This is a genomic window from Pseudodesulfovibrio sp. lm2024, from assembly GCF_051175575.1.
GTDB lineage: Bacteria > Desulfobacterota > Desulfovibrionia > Desulfovibrionales > Desulfovibrionaceae > Pseudodesulfovibrio > Pseudodesulfovibrio caledoniensis.
In genome coordinates this window covers 3,542,163-3,562,252 of record NZ_CP195092.1, presented here as the reverse complement: position 1 = coordinate 3,562,252, position 20,090 = coordinate 3,542,163, and the positions used below count along the sequence as shown (strand labels likewise).

Here is a 20,090-nt window from a genome sequence, read left to right as displayed (position 1 = left end):
CGCATCCTCTTCACGGAATCTCCTATATGAAAGTCGCCGCCCGGCGGCGTAACATTTCATCGGAGGTTGTGAAACATGCTCTTTTTCTTCGGCTGCATAGCCCTTCTCATCGCGGGGTACTTCGTCTACGGCACGTTCGTGGACCGTATCTTCGGTTCGGATGAAAACCGCGTGACCCCGGCCGTCTCCATGGCCGACGGCATCGACTACATGGTCATGCCCAAGTGGAAGCTCATCTTCATCCAGGTGCTCGACATCGCGGGCATCGGCCCCATCTTCGGCCCCATCCTGGGCGCGCTCTACGGCCCGGTGGCCATGATCTGGATCGTCATCGGCTGTATCTTCGGCGGCGCGGTGCACGACTATTTCTCCGGCATGCTTTCGGTGCGCAACAACGGCGCGTCCATCCCCGAGGTGGTCGGCGAGTACCTCGGCATGCCCGCCCGCCAGGTCATGCGTCTGTTCTCGTTCATCCTGCTCATGCTCGTGGGCGTGGTCTTCGTGCTCTCCCCGGCCAAGCTCCTCAACGGCCTGACCGGCATCAACACCGGCCTGCTGGTGGCCTGCATCTTCGGCTACTACTTCCTGGCCACCATCCTGCCCATCGACAAGATCATCGGCCGCATCTACCCGCTGCTCGGCTTCCTGCTCCTGGCCATGACCACCGCCCTGTTCATCGCGCTGATGTTCTCCAGCCACCAGGTGCTGCCCAATCTGAGCTTCAGCAACATGCATCCCGGCGACAAGCCCATCTGGCCGCTGCTCTTCATCACCATCTCGTGCAGCGCCATCTCCGGTTTCCACTCCACCCAGTCTCCGCTCATGGCCCGCTGCGTCGAGAATGAGCGCCAGGGCCGCGCCGTGTTCTACGGCTCCATGATCATCGAAGGCGTCATCGGCCTTATCTGGTGCGCGCTGGGCGTGTCCTTCTACGACAACCCGCAGGCCCTGTCCGCGGTCATCGCTTCCGGCTCCCCGTCCGCGGTCGTGGCCGAGGTCTCTCACTCCCTGCTCGGCTCCATCGGCGGCGGCCTGGCCATCCTGGCCGTCATCGTCCTGCCGATCACCAGCGGCGACACCGCGTTCCGGTCCACCCGCCTGATCGTGGCCGAGACCTTCAAGATGAAGCAGGAGGCGGTCAGCAAGCGCCTGCTGATCTCCGTGCCGCTGTTCGTCATCGGCTACGTCATCTCCACCCAGAACTTCTCGACCATCTGGCGGTACTTCGGCTTCTCCAACCAGTGCCTGAGCGCCCTGGTCCTGTGGGCGTCCGCCGCTTACCTGGCCCAGCGCGGCAAGCTGCACTGGATCGCCACCCTGCCCGCAGTCTTCATGACCGCGGTCTGTGTGACCTTCATCGCCAACGCCAAGATCGGCTTCGGACTGGATTACGACACCTCCGTGATCATCGGCCTGATCGGCGCGGCGGTTGCGTTCGCCATCTTCCTGTTCAAGTACGTCTTCTCCGGAAAGACCGCCGCGGAGACCTCCGCCTAGCCGCAACGGGCGACATAGGCATTGCAATAGGAAGAGGCCCGCTCCCGAAAGGAGCGGGCCTCTTCGCGTGCGCCGTTGACATTTCCGGACGCACCCTGCGTCTCAGGGGGCGGGGAGGAATCCTCCGAATTCCGGCGGCAGGCGCGGGAATACCTAACCGCATGGCGCAAACGGGGTAATGACGGTGAGCTGCTCGTCCAGGAGGGGAGGAACCATTTCGCCTCGTTCCGCGATCTCGACCGGCCCGACGGCCCGTTCACGGTCCGGGTGCTCGATTTCATTGAGCATGCCCTGGAACGCGGTTGAGCCGCCGGACAAAAGCGGGCCTCCCCGCCTGTGGGGCTATGTCCGGGCCGGGAGGGATTGCTCCAGGACCCGCCTGGCGAAGGCCGTCCCCCTGGCCTTGGTCTCGTCGGTCATGTCGCCGGGCTCCCGGCATTCGCCCACGTGCAGTTCGCCGACCAGCCTGCCCTGCAGGGCCGCGACGGTCATGCGGAAGGTCGTGAAGACCGGTTCGTTGTTCTCGTAAATCCCCGCGCCGGTGGCCAGCAGGGCGAATCCCTTCCCCCGGACCAGGGAGGTCTGCTCCGGTTCCCCGTACCGCGTGATGAGCGCATTGGTCCGGTCCACCAGGGCCTTGAGCTGGGCGGTCATGCCCCAGTAGTACACCGGGGTCGCGAACACGATCACATCCGCCTCGATCATGCGTTCCAGGATTTCCGTCGCGTCGTCTTGCCGCACGCAGGCGATCCGGTCGGCGAACTGCCTGCATTGGTTGCATCCGAGGCATCCCTTGATCTCCCGGCGGGCGACGTGAATCCGGCTCACGCGGTGCCCCTGTTCCCTGAATTCCGATTCCGCCTTCTCCAGTATGGTGGCCGTGTTCCCCCTGGCCCTGGGGCTGCCGAGCAGCGTCAGTATGTCCATTTTCGCTCCTTGTCGTTCTGCGGTTGGCGTTGATGATTGACGGCAAGGCTAAGCCCGCATAAACGATGTGTGAAATGAATTGTTTTCTTTAAAACGATGAACAGGTTGCATCGAATGCAGTTGCCGACCGAGTATTTACGGACATTTCTGGCTGTGGCCTCCACCCGGAGTTTCACCAGGGCGGGCGAGCAGGTGAACCGCTCGCAATCGGCCGTGAGCGTGCAGATCAGACGGCTCGAGGAGGAAGTGGGCCGCCCCTTGTTCGTGCGGGACGGGAAGACGGCCAGGCTCACCCCGGACGGGAAGCTGCTGGTCGCCCATGCGCGGGATATCGTGCGGCACCATGACGCCGCCGTGCTGGCGCTCTCGGACGCGCGGGCGGAGGGGATCGTCCGGTTCGGATCGCCCGAGCACTACACCCTGGGGCTGCTGCCGAAGCTGCTCGCCGGGTTCGCGCGGACCGATCCGGGCGTCTTCGTGGAGGTGCACTGCCGCACGAGCGACGTGGTCAGGAAGGGGCTGGACGAGGGGGAGCTGGATATCGGCCTGTGCACCGACGACTATGAGGGCGGGCAGGTCATCTGCCGGGACAGGCTGGTTTGGGCGGCCCGCCCGGACTTTGACCTGGACCGGGTGCTTCCCCTGGCGGTGGAGGAAGGGTGTATTTTTCATGAATGGGCACAGCGGGCGTTGACGGATGCCGGGCGCGCCTACCGGATCGTCTACGAGAGCAGGGGGCTGTCCGGCGTCCTGGACGCGGCCCGCGCGGGGCTGGCCATAACCCCGGCCATCGGGCGCACGCTTCCGTCCGACCTGGCGGCCTACGACGCGCGGCACGGCCTGCCCGCGCTGCCGCCGTCGAGCATCGTCCTGCATACCCGGGGCAATCCCCTGTCCGGGCACGTGGCCCGCTTCAGGGAGCATGTGGTTGCCGCCTTCCTCGCCGAGGACGAAGCCTCCAGCTGAACGGGCGCGCCTACCGCTGGATGTCCAGTTCGCGCTTCTTGGTGTAGATGAACCGGACCATCTCGTACTCGAAGGGCGAGCCGGTGGAGTGGTAGCTGAAGGCGGTGTTGGCCCGGATGTTCAAGCCGCGCAGGACCAGGTCCGCCAGGTCCAGGGGCGTCTGGTTCTCAATGCCCGCGGCCTGGTAGAGCATCTCCACCTCCACGTACAGGACCAGGATGTCGCCGCCGAAGCCCACGGTGTCGCGCACGTTGGACGGGCCCATGATCGGCATGACGAAGTACGGGCCCGGTCCAAGCCCCCAGTAGCCCAGGGTCTGGCCCACGTCCTCGTTCTGGCGCGGCAGCTTCTCGTTGTGCGAGGCCAGGTCGCGCACGCCGAGCAGGCCGAAGGTGGAGTTGATCAGAAAGCGCGAGAACGAGATGGCCACCTTTTTGAACCGTCCCTGCAGCAGGCTGTTGAACGCGGTGGGCAGTTCGTTGAGGTTGGCGAAGAAGTTCTTCACCCCGGTGCGCACCGGCGCGGGCAGGACCAGCTTGTACACGTTGGTCGCCGGAAGCATGACGTACTTGTCCAGGGTGGCGTTGATCTCGTACAGGTTGCGGTTCATGGGCTCCCACGGGTCGTAGATGTCCAGGAAGCGCAGGGACTGCGAGTCGGCCTGGGGCCAGTGATGCGCCGAGGCCTTGAACCCGGCGGTCGGGAACCCGGCCTGCGGGTCGGTCACGTCCACCACCTTGGGGCCGCACCCGCCCAGGAGCAGCAGGGCCAGCAGGGCCGAGGCGAGCAGGCAACCGTTTCGCGCGTTCATGGGCGCACCATGTCCTGCATCACCCGGACGAACGCCGGGTACATCATGTTGCCGCAGTGCCCGCCGTGCTCGAAAAGATGCGCCCGGCTGCCGAAGACCGTCTCCAGGAAGCGCACGTCCTTCCCGTCCAGGATGACGTCGTCCCTGTTGCCCACCACCACGACCTTGTCCGTCTTCTCGAGCCAGTCCCGGATGGACTCCAGGCTGCACCGCTCAAGCGCCCCGGCCCGGGTGACGGTCGGGTCGTTGTAGCGCAGGTAGGGCAGCAGGTATTCGTCCAGATAACCCTCGAACGGGATGTTGAAGGCCTGCCGGGCGTAGGGCAGCAGCGGGCTGGACGTCTTCAGCGGATAGTGGTCGGGCGGGACCAGGTATTCGGCCTGCAGGCAGACGTCGGAGGAGAAGATCATGGACGCGGACGAGACCCTAAAGGCGGCCCCGATCAGGGTCTTGAGGTCGCGCTCGCTGAGATGGATGTCCGTGATCATGTCGTACATGAAATCGTCGTCCAGGTCGGTCACGTCGGCGTGCAGGTAGTAGTCGGAAAAGCGGTCGATGAACCCCTCGATCTCCCGGTGCACCGTGGTCCGGCCCAGGTTTTCCCAGGTCAGCCAGGAGTCCAGGCGGGTCACCGAGGTGTACAGGGACACGGGCGGGTTGATCATCAGCACGTGGGTGAAGCCGAACTCATGCGTCTCGGCGTCCCGCTTCGCCAGGAAGGCCGCGTGCAGTCCGCCCAGGCTGTACCCGGAGACGCTGTACCCGGTGATCCCGCACTCCTTGGACAGCTCCTCGCGGACCCAGCCCATGACCCGGTTCAGGTCGGCCACGTCATAGGGCACGTAGCCCGGCACCCGGTGCTCCGAAGCGCTGATGACGAAGTTCATGTGCGTGGGCGAGGACAGGGCTGCCACATGGTACCCGGCTTCGAAGAAGACCTGGGTCAGGAAGGCCATCTTTCCGGAATTGTGCTCCGCGCCCGTGCCCGCGATGACGAACATGAGCGGGGCGGGGTGGTCCTGCAGGGCCGTGGTGAAGAACATGTCCCGGCTGTAGGAAAAGACCTCGGGCACCTGGCGGCCCTCGATGCGGATGGCCCGGACGTCCGGCCGGACCGGGTCCGCGAACCGGTAGCGCACGTCGGCGGGCGTGCCCAGCACCGTGGCCCGGTACGGGTCGGTGAAGGGATAGGGCGCGTCCTCCGCAGCCGGGGCGGCCGTCGGCAGGAACAGCAACATGAAGATTAGGGCTAGGGCCGTTCGCATAATCTCGCGGTTAAAAAGTGACGGGCCTGTCCGGAAATGCTCGATCTTACTAGCCTGAGCGGGGGGGAAAAGCAATGATATCAGAGAATACTCGAGGTTCTCAACGGATTTCTCCGGTCTAGGGGGTGAGGATGATTTTTTGCATCGAAGATGCTGTCTGATCGGGCACAATGTGCTATGTAGGCGGTAATCGGAATACCCGGGCGTCCTGGCGCTCCTTGTCCAACCCGTCAAACAACCGGAGGGAACATGATTGTCATCAACGTCAACGGCAAAGACCATCGGGTAGACGTCGATCCGGACACCCCGCTTCTGTGGGTCCTGCGCGACGACATCGGTGTGACCAGCGTCAAATACGGCTGCGGCGAAGGCATGTGCGGTGTCTGCACCGTGCTCATCGACGGCGCGGCCGAGCGGTCCTGCGTGACCCCGGTCTCCGCGGTGGGCGAGGGCAAGGTGGTGACCATCGAAGGGCTGCCCGAGGACCATCCCGTGAAGCAGGCCTGGATCGAGCACCAGGTGCCCCAGTGCGGTTACTGCCAGCCCGGCATGATGCTTCAGGCCGTGGACGTGCTCACCCACGGCGGGGATACGTCCGAAGCGGGCCTGGCCTCGGCCATGGACGATTTCACCTGCCGCTGCGGGACCCACCCGAGGGTCCTTCCGGCCATGAAGCAGGCCGCGCAAACCATGAAGAAGGGGAGCAAGTCATGACCAAGGAAATGACCCGACGCCGATTCCTGAAGAACGGCTGCCTGGCCCTGGCCGTGGTGGCCGTGCCCGGCGGCATGACCCTCGTCAACCTTTCCCCGGCCCTGGCCGCGGACAAGACCTTCAAGCCCCACGCCTTTCTGGAGATAGCCCCGGACGGCGGGATCACCGTGTGGGTCGGCCAGACCAACCTGGGCCAGGGCACGCACACCTGCATCGCCATGATCGTGGCCGACGAGCTGGACGCGGACTGGAGCCGGGTGGGTGTGCAGATGGCCCTGGCCGCCGACGTGTTCAAGGACCCGGTCTGGGGCGTCCAGCTGACCGCCGGGAGCACCAGCATCCGGCACCGCTGGGACCTGCTGCGCTCCGTGGGCGCGGCCGCCCGGCTCATGCTCATCCGCGCGGCAGCCGAGCAATGGGGCGTGGACCCGGCCCGCTGCAGGGCCGAGGCCAGCCGCGTGATCGGCCCGGACGGGCGCAGCCTGGGCTACGGCGAACTGGTCGGCGCGGCCGCGAAGCAGCCGGTTCCGGACAAGCCGCCTTTCAAGGAGCGCAAGGACTACGCCATCATGGGCACCTACCGGCAGCGGCTGGACATGGTCGACAAGGTCCAGGGGCGCACCGCGTTCGGCCTGGACGTCAAGGTCCCGGACATGCTTATCGCGGTCATGGACCGCCCGCCGAGCTACGGGGCCAAACCCGAGTCGTTTGACGAAAAGGCGGCCATGGCGGTCAAGGGCGTGGAAAAGGTCCTGCGCCAGGACGACAAGATCGCCGTACTCGCGACCAACACCTATGCCGCCCTCAAGGGGCGGGAGGCCCTGGCCACCAAGTGGTCCAAGGGCACCTTGCCCGAACTGAGCGACGAATACATCGCCGAGCTCTTCAAGCGCAAGATGGCCGGGACCGGCGCCATTAAGAGCCGGGGCGACGCGGACAAGGCCCTGTCCGAGTCCGCGACGACCATCGAGGCCGCCTACTCCGTGCCGTTCATGGCCCATGCCCAGCTCGAGCCGTCCAACTGCACGGCCTTTGTCGAAAAGGACCGTTGCCGCATCTGGGTCCCGATCCAGGGCCAGACCGACTCGCTTAAGGCCGCAGCCCAAGTCACCGGGCTGCCCGAGGACAAGATAGAACTGATGACCACCTATTGCGGCGGCGGGTTCGGCAGGCGCATCGAGTCCGACGTGGTCGCCGAGACCGTGGCCCTGTCCAAGGCCGTGTCCCGACCGGTCAAGCTCATGTGGACCCGCGAGGACGAGTTCGGCGACGACGTCTACCGCCCGGCCAGCGTCTGCCGGACACGGGGCGGGCTGGACGCCAAGGGCAACCTCACGGCCCTGCGGCACAAGATCGCCTCGCCCTCCATCCTGTCCAGGGTGCAGCCCGATGCGGTCAAGGACGGCATGGATTCCTCGTCCATCCAGGGGCTCGACGACATGCCCTACAAGCTCGACAACCTCCTCGTGGACTACGCGCTCGTGGACCTGCCCATGCGCGTCGGCTGGCTGCGCTCCATCGCCTATTCCAACAACGTCTTCCCCGTGGAATCCTTCATGGACGAACTGGCCCACAAGGCGGGCCGCGACCCGGTCGAGTTCCGCCTGTCCATGCTCGAGCCCGGCTCCCGGTCCCACAGGGCCTTGAGCCTGCTGGCGGAGAAGTCGGGATGGAACACCCCGGCCCCCGAAGGCGTGGGGCGCGGCGTGGCCATGGCCGAGTGCTTCGAGACCGTGGTCGCACACATGGCCGAGGTCACCGTGGATCGCGCTACCGGCAACGTCACCGTGCAGCGCATCGTCGGCGTGGTCGACAGCGGCATGTCGGTCTATCCGGACGCGCTTACGGCCCAGATGGAGGGCGGCGCGGTCATGGGGTTGTCCATGGCCTTCAACGAGGCCATGCACTTCGCCGACGGCGGCGCGCAGACCGAGAACTACAGCGGCTACCCGATCCTGAGCATGACCCAGGTGCCCAAGATGGAGTTCCATCTGGCCGACAGCGGAGTCAAGGCGGGCGGCATCGGCGAACCCAGCGTCCCCTCCGTCCCCCCGGCCGTGGCCAACGCCATCTTCAACGCCACCGGCGTCCGGTTGAGGGACCTGCCCCTGGACACCGCCAAGCTGAAAAAGACCTAGCCTGGCTCTACTCGTTGATAATCAAAAAGCCGCCCTTGGGCGGCTTTTTGGTTGCCTCCGGCGGCCGGGGGAAGGGGAAGGAAAACCCTTTGAAAAGGGCTTTTCCTTCCCCTTCCCCCGGACCCCCATCCCCATCCTTTCCGAAACTTTTTCTATCCGCTTCGCGGGGTAGTCGTGCATAGGAAAGCCCCCGGCTCATACTCGAGTCTGGGGCTCTTGATTCTTCACTCCATTGGAGCGATTCGGATGGGCAGCACCCGACAGCGGCTCTTTCTTCGGCCGCCAATTCGCCCCGGAATAGGCTTTCGAGAGTGGTGCAGCTGTGCATTTTCTTCCGGGGGGCTTTCACCGCAGCGTAGTCCTCCTACGTGAGGATGAAAGCCCCCCGGGAAAAAATGTGCAGACGCGCCGCTATCGGAAGCCGCTCCCCTCTAGCCGGCAGGCTCAACCTCCACCCTGTTGCAGTGGAAGGCACAGGTGTTGCCCATGTCGGTCAATCGCTGGCTGGTCAGCTGGTTGGAGCCCTCGCCGGGCTTTCGGTTCGGCCAGTGCAGTCCTTCGGCCACGAGCAGGTCCGGGCGGGTGTCCTCGGTGACCTCGGCCCGGGCGGTGTTCTGGCCGCGCCCGTTGAACACGCGTACCGTCATGCCCTGGATGATGCCCCGCGCGGCGGCGGTTTCAGGGTGGATGAGCACCGAGGGGCCGCCGGTCCGCTCGCGGATGGACTCGACCTCGTTGAAGGCGGAGTTGAGCAGCAGGGGGTGGGGCGGGGTGAGGTATTCGAGCGGGTACTGGTCGCCGCCCTCGGGGTCGCGCACCGGGGTGCCGTCGGGCAGCGGGTCCAACCCCTGGTCGGCCATGGCCTGCGAGAAGAACTCGACCTTGCCGGACGGGGTCTTGAAGCCCTGGGCAAAGGGATTGGCCGGGATGTTCAGGCGGATCGGCTCGCCCCGGCGCAGGGCGTCGAGGTCCACGCCCGCCAGGTACGGCGAGTCGGCGGACTCGGCCAGGAAGCGCTCGATGCATTGGTCCTCGGTCAGGGTGAAGACCTCCTCGGTGTAGCCCAACCGTTTGGCCAGGTCCTGGAAGATGCCCAGGGTGGACCGGCAGTCGCCCACGGGGGCGATGACCGGCCTGCCGATCTGGATGTAGTTGTGGCCGTAGCAGCGGTACAGGTCGGCCACCTCCAGGAAGCTCGCGCCGGGCAGGATGACGTCCGCGAATCGGGCGGTGTCGGTCATGTACATTTCCTGGACCACGGTGAACAGATCCTCGCGGGCCAGACCGGCCATGACCTGGGCCGACTGCGGGGCCACGGCCGCCGGGTTGGACAGGTAATTGTAGAGCAGCTTGACCGGCGGGTCGTTAAGTTCGGTCAGGGCGTGGCCCAGGTGGACCATGTTCACCATGCGCGTGTTCGGGGGCCGCAGGTCGTCGCGGGTCAGGGAAGGGGCATTGCCGGGCGCGCCGCCCAGCGACCGGGTGATGCCGCCGCCGGGCTTGGCGAAGGCGTTGACCAGGGCCGGGAGCAGGCAGAGGGTCCGCATGGCCATGCCGCCCGCCAACTGCCGGGCCGGGCCCCAGCCCGTGCGGATGTACGGGGCGCGGGCCGAGCCGTAGGCGCGGGCGAATTCGATGATCTCGGCCTCGGACAGGCCGCAGACCTCGGCGGCTCGCGACGGCGGCCATTCCTGAACACGCTCTTTGAGTTGGTCGAAGCCGATGGTTTGCGCCCGGATGAAATCGTGGTCGATCATATCCTCGTCGATGAGCACGCGCATGACGGCCAGAGCCAGGGCCGCGTCCGTGCCGGGCCGGAGCATGAGGTGGCTGTCCGCCTCGCGGGCCGTGGCGTTGCGGTAGGGGTCGATGACCACGATCTTCGCGCCGTTCTTGCGGGCCCGGGTGAAGTGCGGCCAGGCGTGGACGTTGGTCACCAGGGTGTTGTTGCCCCAGATGACGATCAAATCGGACTTGGCGGCCTCCGGGATATCGGTGCTCGGCCCGGAGCCCAGGGAGGCGTTGAACCCGGCGATGGCCGCCGCGCTGCAGATGGTCATGTCCAGTCGGCTCGCGCCGAGCTTGTTGAACAGGGCGTGTCCGGCGTTGCGGTGGACCATGCCCATGTGCCCGGCGTAAGTGTAGGGCAGGATGGCCTCGGGCCCGAACTCGTCGGCCACGCGCCGGATGTTGGCGGCCACTTCGTCCAGGGCCTCGTCCCAGGTGATCGGGGCGAATTGGCCGCCGCCCTTGGGGCCGGTGCGCCTCAGCGGCGTGGTCAGCCGTGCCGCGCCGTGCACGTGTTCCGGGAACCGCGCCCCCTTCTTGCAGATGAACCCCTGGGTGTAGGGGTGTTCCGGGTCGCCTTTGACCTTGGTGATCCTGCCGTCCTCCACCTTGACCAGCAGCCCGCAGGTATCCGGGCAGTCCTTGGTGCACACCGCACGCTTCCACATGATGCTATCCGCCTTGGTCTTGAGATGTCTTGGAACGCGCCCGCCGAAAAGCATGACGAAACGCTCGCGCAGGGTCGCACAAAGCGGGAGCGATTGCCAATCGGATTTGTGAATGGAGGCAACCCCGGAAGGCCATCGCCGTCCTTTGCAAGTGGACACCCGCCCGCTTTGCGCGTATTCCAATGAAAAGTCTCGAAATTTTCTACAGTTGACGCGCAGGCGACAGGATTTTCATGGATAAGCAGAATCTTTTCGCGGGGATACCCGAGGTGTTGGACGAGCGGAAGTTCGCCCATGGGGGGAACCGCAGGCGCATGGCCGAGACGGCCGGGTGCGCGGTGGAGGACATCCTCGACTTTTCAGCCAACGTGAATCCGCTGGGGCCGCCGCCATGGCTCGGCCAGGTGGTCGGTCAGGCGCTCCAGGAGGTGGACGCCTACCCGGACCCGGAGTGCACCCGGCTGATCATGGCCGCGTCCGAGCGCTACAAGGTCTGGCCCACCCAGGTGACGGCGGGCAACGGCGCGTCCGAACTGCTCTTTGCCATCGCCGGGCTCAAGGGGTTCCGTCAGGCGGTCATCCCGTCGCCCACCTACGTGGACTACGCGCGGTCCTGCCGGGCCCACCGCCTGCCCGTGGCCGAGCCGCCGCTTACCGACGACTTCACGGTGGATTTCCCGTCCATGGGGCCGCTTCTGACCACGCCCTCCCTGGTCTTTCTGTGCTCGCCCAACAATCCCACCGGCACCCTCGTGTCCGCCAACGACCTGCGCGAGGTGGCGACCATGTTCCCCCAGTCCACCTTCGTGGTGGACGAGTCCTTTGCCGAATTCCTTCCCGGGGACGCGGACCGGCTGATCCGCGACCGGCCGTCCAACGTGATCACGGTCCTGTCCCTGACCAAGTCCTACGCCATTCCCGGCCTGCGGCTGGGGCTGGCCTTCGCCGACCCGGACGTGATCCTGCGCATCCGTCACAACATGCCCGCCTGGTCCGTGAACACCCTGGCCCAGAAGGTGGGCGAGCGCTGCCTCAAGGACGACGCCTACCTGGCCGAGACCCGCGAGCAGACCCGGCTCTTGCGCGAGTCCCTGGCCTCCGGCCTGCGGCAGGTGCCGGGCATCAAGGTCCTGCCCGGCGCGGCCAACTACCTGTTCTGCCGCATGGACCGCGTGGGCCGGGACGCGACGTTTTTGCAGGAGCGGCTGCTCATGGAGCACCGCATCGGCATCCGGCTGTGCGGCAACTACACCGGCCTGGACGACAAATGGTTCCGGGTGGCCGTGCGCGGCCGCGAGGACAACGAGCGGCTCATCCGGGCCATGGAGGCGGTGGCGGGCACGGCGCGCGCTCCGCTGGTCCGGCGCGCGCGCAAGACCCCGGCCCTGATGATCCAGGGGACCAGCTCCAACGCGGGCAAGTCCGTGCTGGCGGCGGCCTTCTGCCGCATCTTTCTCCAGGACGGGTTCGACGTGGCCCCGTTCAAGGCCCAGAACATGTCGCTGAACTCCTACGTCACGGACCAGGGCGGGGAGATGGGCCGGGCCCAGGTGACCCAGGCCATGGCCTGCCGCCTGAACCCGGACGTGCGCATGAACCCGGTGCTGCTCAAGCCCGGCTCGGACACCGGCTCCCAGGTGATCGTCATGGGCCGGCCCGTGGGCAACATGAACGTGCGCGAGTACGTGGAGTTCAAGCCGCGCGCCTTTGACGCGGTCAAGGCGGCCTACGACTCCCTGGCCAACGAGCACGACGTCATGGTCCTGGAGGGGGCGGGCAGCCCGGCCGAGGTCAACCTCAAGCACCACGACATCGTCAACATGGCCATGGCCGAGTACGCCAAGGCGCGGGTCCTGCTCACCGGCGACATCGACCGGGGCGGGGTCTTCGCCTCCATCGTCGGGACCATGAGCCTGCTCACGCCCAAAGAGCGCAACCTGGTGGAGGGGTACGTCATCAACCGGTTCCGGGGCGACGCCTCGCTGCTCGACCCGGCCTTCGGCCAGATGTTCGAGCGCACGGGCAAGCCGGTGCTCGGCACCGTGCCGTACATCCACGGCCTCGGGCTGCCCGAGGAGGACTCGGTCTCGTTCAAGGAGGGGTTCCGGCCCGAGGCGGACAAGCTGCCCGAGGACCAGTGCGTGGACATCGTGGTCCTGGACCTGCCGCGCATCTCGAATTTCAACGACATCGACCCGCTGTACAACGAGCCGGACGTGCGCGTGCGCGTGGCCGCAGACGCCCGCGACGTGGGCACGCCGGACGCGGTGATCATCCCGGGCTCCAAGTCCACGGTGCCGGACATGCGCGCCTTGAAGGGCACGGGCATGGCCGCCGTGCTGCGCGAGCTGGCCGAGGGCCGCACCCGCATCGTCGGCATCTGCGGCGGGTTCCAGATGCTCGGCCGCCTTGTGGACGACCCCTACGGCCTGGAGTCCGAGACTACCCGCGTGGAGGGTTTCGACCTTTTGCCGGTCCAGACCACCCTGGCCCCGGAAAAGACCCTGACCCGCACATGGGGCACGCATTCGGCCTCGGGTCTGTCCGTGCACGGCTACGAGATCCACCACGGCCATACCGAGCCCCTGTCCGACGACCTGCGCGTGGCCCTGCGCGACAGCGCGGGCGAGCCGCTGGGCTACATGCGCCCGGACGGCCGGATCATCGGCACCTATCTGCATGGATTGTTCGACGCGGACGAGTTCCGCCGCTGGTTCATCGACCAGCTGCGCATGGACAAGGGGTTGTCCCCGCTGGAGGGGGTCCAGTCCGTCTTCGGTCTGGAGGACGCCCTGGACCACCTGGCCTCGGTGGTCCGCCAGGCCGTGGACATGGACGCGGTCTACCGGGCGCTCGGGCTGTCGGGCTGCTGCGCCCAGGTCCCGCTGTTCAGACGCATGGGTTGATCCGGGAGAGGGCTCAGGCGTCCGCGCAGCGGGACGAATCGGCCATGGTGCAGGTGTTCTTGCCCTTGTGCTTGGAGACGTACATGGCCTGGTCCGCCTTCTGGATCAGGACATCGGCGGATGTGCCGTGCTCGGGGTAGACGGAGACGCCTACGCTGGCGCCTATAGCCGCCGGGCCTTCCCTGAGGGAGAAGGGCGCGCGCAGGGCCGAGACGAGCTTTTCGCCCACCAGGGCCGCGTCCCCCACGTTGGCTACTTCGTTCAGCATCACCACGAACTCGTCGCCGCCCAGCCGGGCCACGGTGTCGGAATGGCGCACCAGGCCAATTAACAGCGCGCTGACCCGCTTGAGCACTTCGTCGCCCGCCTCGTGCCCCAGGGTGTCGTTGACCGCCTTGAAGCCGTCCAGGTCGATGTACAGCAGGGCCAGCCTGCGCTCATACCGGACGGACAGGCTCATGGACTCGTTCAGCCGGTCGAAGAAAAGCTTGCGGTTGGGCAGGCCGGTCAGGGCGTCGAACATGGCCGCCTCCTCGAGCTGCTCCTGGTACAGCCGCCGCCGCGAAACGGCCATGGCCAGATGCCATGCGCCGAAGCCGATCAGGGCGAGGAGCGCGCCGCCGCCGATGAACAGCTTGAAGAGCAGGGTGTGGGCCTGCTTATCCAAGGTCGGGGTGGGAACCCAGGAAATGAGCGTCCAGGAATAGGATTGGTTGCCTCTGTCGGTCAGCCCCGGGGAGGGGGAGGAGTGCAATCGGGAATCGCGAACCTGCATGTCGGCCAGGGGGGATACCTTCAAGAAGGTGTACAGGCCGTTGGCCGTGAGAAACTGGCCCTGATCCTCGCCTTTCATGCGACCCCATTCGTCGGGAAACAGGCGGGCAAAGGAGACGTCGAGCTTATCCGGGAACATGAACCCCCACTCCTGGTTCTTGTCCGGGCTCAAGAGCCAGTAGCCCCGGCAGTCGAGGAGCATGGTAAGCCCCTCGGCGGGGTCTCCGGCGGCCAGTATGCGGTCCTGCATGTTCCGCGCGTTGTAGTTGATCAGGACGATGCCCCGCTTGCGCCCCAAGGAGTCGAAGACGGGCGTGCCTACGCGAAGCATGGGCCTGAACGGCACCTCCACCTTTTGGTGCTCCATATTGAGGTCCATGGGGGAGAGGAAGATGTCGTTGTTGCCCAGGGCGAAGCTCTCCTTGAAATAATAGCGCGTCCCCTTGTCCTGAAGCCGGCTTTGCGGCACGGCCTGAGGGCTTCCGTCGGCCCAGTTCACCCGGATTCTTTCCCGGCCGGACTTGTCCAGGAAGCGGATCTGGTCGTATTCCTGTCGGAACTGAACCAGTTGCAGGTATTCCCGCTCCATTTCCAGAAAAGCCTTTTGGCCGCCTGAGTCCAGAAGTTCGAGGAGTTCGTTTTGTTTGGAGAGATACAGGATGTCGCCCGCTAAGTGGTCAAGTTCCCTGGATATGGCGCCGCTTTGTCGGTCCAGGGAGTTGACCTCCACGGCACCGAGCCTATCGAGGTAGTCGTTCCGTTCGACATGGTAGAGGAGCGTTCCCCCGAGGGCCAGCAGGGCGAGCACGACCAGGAGCAGGACGAGGAATATGCGGATTCCTCCCGCGGGGATCGCGTGATCCTCGCCGGGCGGCTTGCCCTGGTCGGTCGGGTGTTTGCTCTTGAAAAACATGAATGCTGGCCCCCTGACGAAGGTAGCCTCACCGCTAAACGGCGGCTTTACCTTCCCCTGCATATCATAGTTACTCTTTGATATGCAAAAGGGTCAAGGCCGGGGGGCTGTCGCTTCGCCGTTTGCGGAGGCGGGCTTGTCCCGGAACGCGCCGCTCACGGTTGGAATTGCGCCGTTCAATGAAAACGTGTATCCAGCCTGGACGAATCCATGCCATTTACAGAACTCAGAGCACGCGCTGCCCTGCCAAGGAGGAATACATGTACGTCGGACTGAAAATGCTTCGCGACTTCGTCAAGGTCACCCCCCAGACCCTGGTCAAGGACGCCCAGAAACAGCTTGAGGACAACAAGCTCTGGATGCTCCTGGTGGTGGACGACGATGGCAAGCTGGTCGGCTACGTGCGCAAGGAAGACATCTCGGCCGCCTTGCCCAGCATCATGACTTCCCTGGAGAAACACGAGCTCAACTACCTGATGAGCAAGCTCACGGTGGAGAAGATCTACCGCACGGACATCAAGACCGTGGCCCCGGAGACCGAGATCGAGGGCGCGGCCGACATGATGTACGAGATGAATCTGGCCGGGCTGGCCGTGGTCGGCGAGACCGGCGAGCTCATCGGCTACATCAACCGCAACGTCATGCTCGACGTTCTGGCCGAGGAGATGGGATATCGCGAGGGCGGCAGCCGCCTGACCCTCGAGGTGGAGGACCGTTCCGGCGTACTTTACGAGGTCGCCGGGGTCATCGCCAACATGAAGATTTCGATCATCTCCACCGGCACCTTCTTTTACAGCGGACGCCGCATCGTGGTCGTCCGAATAGATACCGAAGACCCGTCCACGGTCGCCGCGGCGCTCGAGGATCGGGGCTACAAACTGGTCGCTCCCGAGGATTTCGAGGAGGAGTGGACCTAGGGCCCGACTGGCCTCCCGGCAGCATATGGACCCGGACGGTGTTTTGGAATTCACCGACGGGCCGTGCGGACGTCGCGTGGGACAGGGGGTTCCGAGACCATAATGGAACGATTATGGCCTATCTCGACGTCCGCGACGTTACGCTCACCTTCAAGGGCATCGCCGCGCTCATGGGCGTGTCCTTTTCCGTGGAACAGGGGACCATCGCGTCCCTGATCGGCCCCAACGGGGCCGGTAAAACCTCCATGCTCAACTGCATCAGCGGCCGCTACACGCCCGACGGCGCGGCGCGCGGCGCATGCTCCATTCAACTGGACGGCGAATGTCTGCTCTCCCTGCCCGCGCACAAGCGCACGGAGCTGGGACTGTCCCGGACATTCCAGAACATCGCCCTGTTCAAGGGCCTCTCCGTCCTCGACAACCTCATGGTCGGGCGGCACAGCCGCATCGACTACGGGTTGCTCTCGTCCATCCTCCACTTCGGCCGGACCGTGCGCCTGGAGCGCCGCCACCGACGCCGGGTGGAGGACGTCATCGACTTCCTGAACCTATCCCCATACCGCCACCAGCACGCCGGGCGACTACCGTACGGCGTGCGCAAGCGCGTGGAGCTCGGCCGGGCCCTGGCCGCCGAGCCCAAACTCATCCTCCTGGACGAGCCCATGGCGGGCATGAACCTCGAAGAGACCGAGGACATGGCCCGATATATCCTGGACATAGCCGAGGAGTGGGGCGTCACCGTCCTGCTGGTCGAGCACGACATGGGAGTTGTCATGGACATCTCCGACAAGGTCGTGGTCATCGACTTCGGTTCCAAGATCGCCGAGGGCTCGCCGGATGAAGTGCAGGCGAACACGGACGTCATCAAGGCCTACCTGGGCACCGAAGACGCCGCGTTCATGGGCAGATAGCCGACGCCGACCGGCAGGGCGCGCCGCCCCGCCGGCCCGTCGCGAACCAGACAAGGAAGCCCCGGCCCTTGGCCGGACAAGAGGACGTTTCATGGCCAAACCGTACATGACCACCCTGCCAAGGCTGCTCGCCCGGCAGGCCGGGGACCGGCCCCGCAAGACCGCCCTGCGCGAAAAGGAATGGGGCGTCTGGCAGGCCGTCTCCTGGGAGGATTCCCTGCGCATCACCGCCGAGTTCGCCTGCGGGCTCGAAGCCCTGGATCTCGGCAAGGGGGACATCGTCATCCTCATCGGCAACAACCGCCCCGAATGGATCTGGGCCGAGCTGGCCATCCAGGGACTGGGCGGCATGGCGCTGGGCCTGTACCAGGACTCGCCCGCCGAGGAGATCGAGTACGTCTTCGATCTGTCCGGGTGTCGGCTGGTGGTGGCCGAGGACCAGGAGCAGGTGGACAAGATGCTCTCCTTCCGCGAGCGGCTGCCGGACCTCGAACACATCGTCTACCACGACCCCAAGGGACTGAAGGCCTACGAGTCGCGGGTGGAGGGTCTCAAGAGCTTCAACGCGGTCCGGCGGCTGGGGCGCGAGAAGGGCGGCGACTGCCTGGCCCGGTTCCAGGAGCGAATCCGCCGGGGCAGGCCGGACGATCCGTGCCTGATCGCCACCACCTCGGGCACCACGGGCCGCCCCAAGCTGGCCGTGCTGTCGCACAAGAACCTGTTGTCCATGGCCCACAACCTGGGCAAGTACGATCCCAAGACCGCGAACGACGAGTTCGTCTCCTTCCTGCCCCTGGCCTGGATGGGCGAGCAGATGATGGCCGTGGCCTCGGCCCTGCTCTTCGGGTTCTGCGTCAATTTCCCCGAGACCCCGGACACGGCCTCCGCCGACTCGCGCGAGATCGGCCCGCACTTCATCTTCTCCCCGCCGCGCGTGTACGAGTCCATCGCGGCCAAGGTGGCGGGCGACATCATGGAAACCACCCCGGTCAAGCGCTGGCTGTACAACCGCTTCCTGCCCGTGGGCTACGAGTATGTGGACACGGTCTTCGCGGGCGACACCCCATCCCCGTGGCTGAAATTCAAGTACCTGCTGGCCGACCAGGGGCTGTTCCGCGCCCTGCGCGACCGGCTGGGCTTCTCGCGCATGCGCAGCGCCACCACGGGCGGGGCCGCGCTCGGGCCGGACGTGTTCCGCTTTTTCCACGCCATCGGGGTGAATCTCAAGCAGATCTACGGCCAGACCGAGATCGCGGGCATCTCCTGCATCCACAAGGAGGGCGAGGTGGACTTCACCTCGGTGGGCGCGCCCATCCCCGAGACCGAGGTGCGCATCTCCCATGACGGCGAGATCCTGTCGCGCTCGCCCGCCGTGTTCCTGGGCTACTACAAGAACGACGAGGCCACCCGGGAGACCCTGACCGAGGACGGCTGGCTGCTCTCGGGCGACGCGGGCTACTTCGACGACAACGGCAGGCTGGTGGTCATCGACCGCCTCAAGGACGTCATGCACCTGGCCGACGGCACCCGGTTCTCGCCCCAGTTCCTGGAGAACAAGGTCAAGTTCTCGCCGTTTCTGCGCGAGTCCGTGGTCCTGGGCGACGGCCGCGACTTCGTGGCCGCCATCCTGTGCATCGACATGGCCATCGTCGGCCACTGGGCCGAGTCCAGGATGATCACCTACACCACCTACCAGGACCTGGCGGCCAAGGACGAGGTCTACGCCCTGATCAGGGACGAGGTGGCCAGGACCAACGCGACCCTGCCCGAGGAGACGCGCATCCGCCGGTTCTGCCTGCTCTACAAGGAGCTGGACCCGGACGACAACGAGTTGACCCGCACGCGCAAGGTCAAGCGCGGGACCATCGGCGAGCGGTACGGCGCGCTCATCGAGGCGCTCTACACCGACGTCTGCGCGCTCAGCCTCGAGACCGAGATCACCTACCAGGACGGCTGCGTCCGCCGGATGTGCGGCGACATCCGCATCCAAGACATGGAGGGCTAAGTGGAATATTACCTGCAACTCATCGTCAACGGCCTGGTGGTCGGCTCCATCTACTCCCTGGTGGCGCTCGGCTTCGTGGTCATTTACAAGGCCACCAAGGTGGTCAACTTCGCCCAGGGCGAGCTGGTCATGGTCGGGGCCTATGTCTGCTTCGCCCTGACGGTCCAGTTCCACATCCCGTTCATCTGGGCCTTCCTGATCACCCTGGCCTTCTCGGTCCTGCTCGGCCTGGCCATCGAGCGCATGGTCCTGCGGCCGCTCATCGGCGAGGAGCACATCTCGGTCATCATGGTCACCATCGGCATGAGCTCGGTGCTCAAGTCCCTGGTCCAGCTCTTCTGGGGTACGCAGATCAGGGTCTACCCCCAGGTCCTGCCCACCGAGCCGGTCATGATCGCCGGGCTGCCCGTGGCCCCGGTGTACATCGCGGCCTTCATCCTGTCCGGGGTGCTGTTCGCCGTGTTCTCCCTCTTCTTCAAGTACTCGCGCACCGGGGTGGCCATGCGGGCCACGGCGTTCGACCAGCAGGCCGCCCAGTCCATGGGTATCGGCATCAAGAACATCTTCGCCATGAGCTGGTGCATCGCCTGTGTCGTGTCCGCCGTGGGCGGGGTCATCCTGGGCAACATCAACGGCATCAACTCGCACATCGGCCACCTGGGGCTCAAGGTCTTCCCGGCGGTCATCCTCGGCGGCCTGGACTCCCTGCTCGGCGCGGCGCTGGGCGGCCTGATCATCGGCGTGCTCGAAAACGTCTGCGACGGCGCGGCCCGCCAGTTCCTCGGCCTGGGCGGCTTCCGCGAGGTCGCGGCCTTCATCATCCTGGTGGTCATATTGATGATCAAGCCGTACGGGCTGTTCGGCACCAAAGAGATCGAGAGGGTCTAGCC

Annotated in this window: 14 protein-coding genes; 9 read left to right on the top strand and 5 right to left on the bottom strand. The window is 65.7% G+C overall.

Annotation, left to right across the window (positions count from 1 at the left end):
* The first annotated feature begins 75 nt into the window (after positions 1 to 75).
* A complete protein-coding gene (locus tag ACR42D_RS16590) occupies positions 76 to 1,497 on the top strand; it encodes a carbon starvation CstA family protein (protein WP_484567895.1) in 1,422 nt (473 codons plus the stop codon).
* Positions 1,498 to 1,839: 342 nt separating this feature from the next.
* Here ACR42D_RS16590 and ACR42D_RS16585 read toward each other — a convergent pair whose 3' ends face one another.
* Positions 1,840 to 2,424, bottom strand: a complete 585-nt coding sequence (locus ACR42D_RS16585) for a flavodoxin family protein (protein ID WP_484567894.1) — start codon at positions 2,422 to 2,424, stop codon at positions 1,840 to 1,842.
* A gap of 114 nt (positions 2,425 to 2,538) precedes the next feature.
* On the opposite strand from ACR42D_RS16585, the gene ACR42D_RS16580 reads away from it, so the two are divergent.
* Positions 2,539 to 3,390: a LysR family transcriptional regulator gene (locus tag ACR42D_RS16580; RefSeq protein ID WP_484567893.1), complete on the top strand. Its 852-nt coding sequence runs from the start codon at positions 2,539 to 2,541 to the stop codon at positions 3,388 to 3,390.
* A 10-nt stretch (positions 3,391 to 3,400) separates the two neighbouring features.
* Here the strand turns inward: ACR42D_RS16580 and ACR42D_RS16575 are convergent, their stop codons facing one another.
* Both ACR42D_RS16575 and ACR42D_RS16570 read right to left on the bottom strand, forming a co-directional pair.
* The gene (locus ACR42D_RS16575) at positions 3,401 to 4,201 is read right to left on the bottom strand and encodes an MlaA family lipoprotein (RefSeq protein ID WP_484567892.1); all 801 of its coding nucleotides are present in this window, start codon (positions 4,199 to 4,201) and stop codon (positions 3,401 to 3,403) included.
* Positions 4,198 to 5,439 carry an alpha/beta hydrolase gene (locus ACR42D_RS16570; protein ID WP_484567891.1) on the bottom strand — a complete coding sequence of 414 codons (1,242 nt, stop codon included), beginning with the start codon at positions 5,437 to 5,439 and terminating at the stop codon, positions 4,198 to 4,200. The genes ACR42D_RS16575 and ACR42D_RS16570 overlap by 4 nt, the downstream gene beginning before the upstream one ends.
* Before the next feature lie 276 nt (positions 5,440 to 5,715).
* On the opposite strand from ACR42D_RS16570, the gene ACR42D_RS16565 reads away from it, so the two are divergent.
* Together ACR42D_RS16565 and ACR42D_RS16560 are read left to right on the top strand one after the other, a co-directional pair.
* Positions 5,716 to 6,180 (top strand): (2Fe-2S)-binding protein, encoded by a 465-nt coding sequence (locus ACR42D_RS16565; RefSeq protein WP_484567890.1) that lies wholly within the window; start codon positions 5,716 to 5,718, stop codon positions 6,178 to 6,180.
* The gene (locus tag ACR42D_RS16560; RefSeq protein WP_484567889.1) at positions 6,177 to 8,318 is read left to right on the top strand and encodes a xanthine dehydrogenase family protein molybdopterin-binding subunit; all 2,142 of its coding nucleotides are present in this window, start codon (positions 6,177 to 6,179) and stop codon (positions 8,316 to 8,318) included. The genes ACR42D_RS16565 and ACR42D_RS16560 overlap by 4 nt, the downstream gene beginning before the upstream one ends.
* Positions 8,319 to 8,749: 431 nt before the next feature.
* On the opposite strand, the gene ACR42D_RS16555 is transcribed toward ACR42D_RS16560, so the two are convergent.
* Positions 8,750 to 10,774, bottom strand: coding sequence for a molybdopterin-containing oxidoreductase family protein (locus ACR42D_RS16555; protein ID WP_484567888.1), 2,025 nt, complete (start codon positions 10,772 to 10,774; stop codon positions 8,750 to 8,752).
* Between the two features lie 233 nt (positions 10,775 to 11,007).
* Here ACR42D_RS16555 and ACR42D_RS16550 point away from each other — a divergent pair, with 233 nt between their 5' ends.
* A complete protein-coding gene (locus tag ACR42D_RS16550) occupies positions 11,008 to 13,680 on the top strand; it encodes a cobyric acid synthase (protein ID WP_484567887.1) in 2,673 nt (890 codons plus the stop codon).
* Positions 13,681 to 13,693: 13 nt separating this feature from the next.
* Here ACR42D_RS16550 and ACR42D_RS16545 read toward each other — a convergent pair whose 3' ends face one another.
* A complete protein-coding gene (locus ACR42D_RS16545) occupies positions 13,694 to 15,367 on the bottom strand; it encodes a cache domain-containing protein (RefSeq protein WP_484567886.1) in 1,674 nt (557 codons plus the stop codon).
* A gap of 260 nt (positions 15,368 to 15,627) precedes the next feature.
* On the opposite strand from ACR42D_RS16545, the gene ACR42D_RS16540 reads away from it, so the two are divergent.
* From ACR42D_RS16540 to ACR42D_RS16525, 4 genes are all read left to right on the top strand, one after another.
* A complete protein-coding gene (locus ACR42D_RS16540; RefSeq protein WP_484567885.1) occupies positions 15,628 to 16,284 on the top strand; it encodes a CBS domain-containing protein in 657 nt (218 codons plus the stop codon).
* A gap of 113 nt (positions 16,285 to 16,397) precedes the next feature.
* Complete coding sequence (locus ACR42D_RS16535; RefSeq protein WP_484567884.1) at positions 16,398 to 17,195, top strand: ABC transporter ATP-binding protein; 798 nt, start codon at positions 16,398 to 16,400, stop codon at positions 17,193 to 17,195.
* Between the two features lie 91 nt (positions 17,196 to 17,286).
* Positions 17,287 to 19,200: an AMP-binding protein gene (locus ACR42D_RS16530; protein ID WP_484567883.1), complete on the top strand. Its 1,914-nt coding sequence runs from the start codon at positions 17,287 to 17,289 to the stop codon at positions 19,198 to 19,200.
* Positions 19,201 to 20,088: a branched-chain amino acid ABC transporter permease gene (locus ACR42D_RS16525; protein ID WP_484567882.1), complete on the top strand. Its 888-nt coding sequence runs from the start codon at positions 19,201 to 19,203 to the stop codon at positions 20,086 to 20,088.
* Positions 20,089 to 20,090 lie beyond the last annotated feature (2 nt).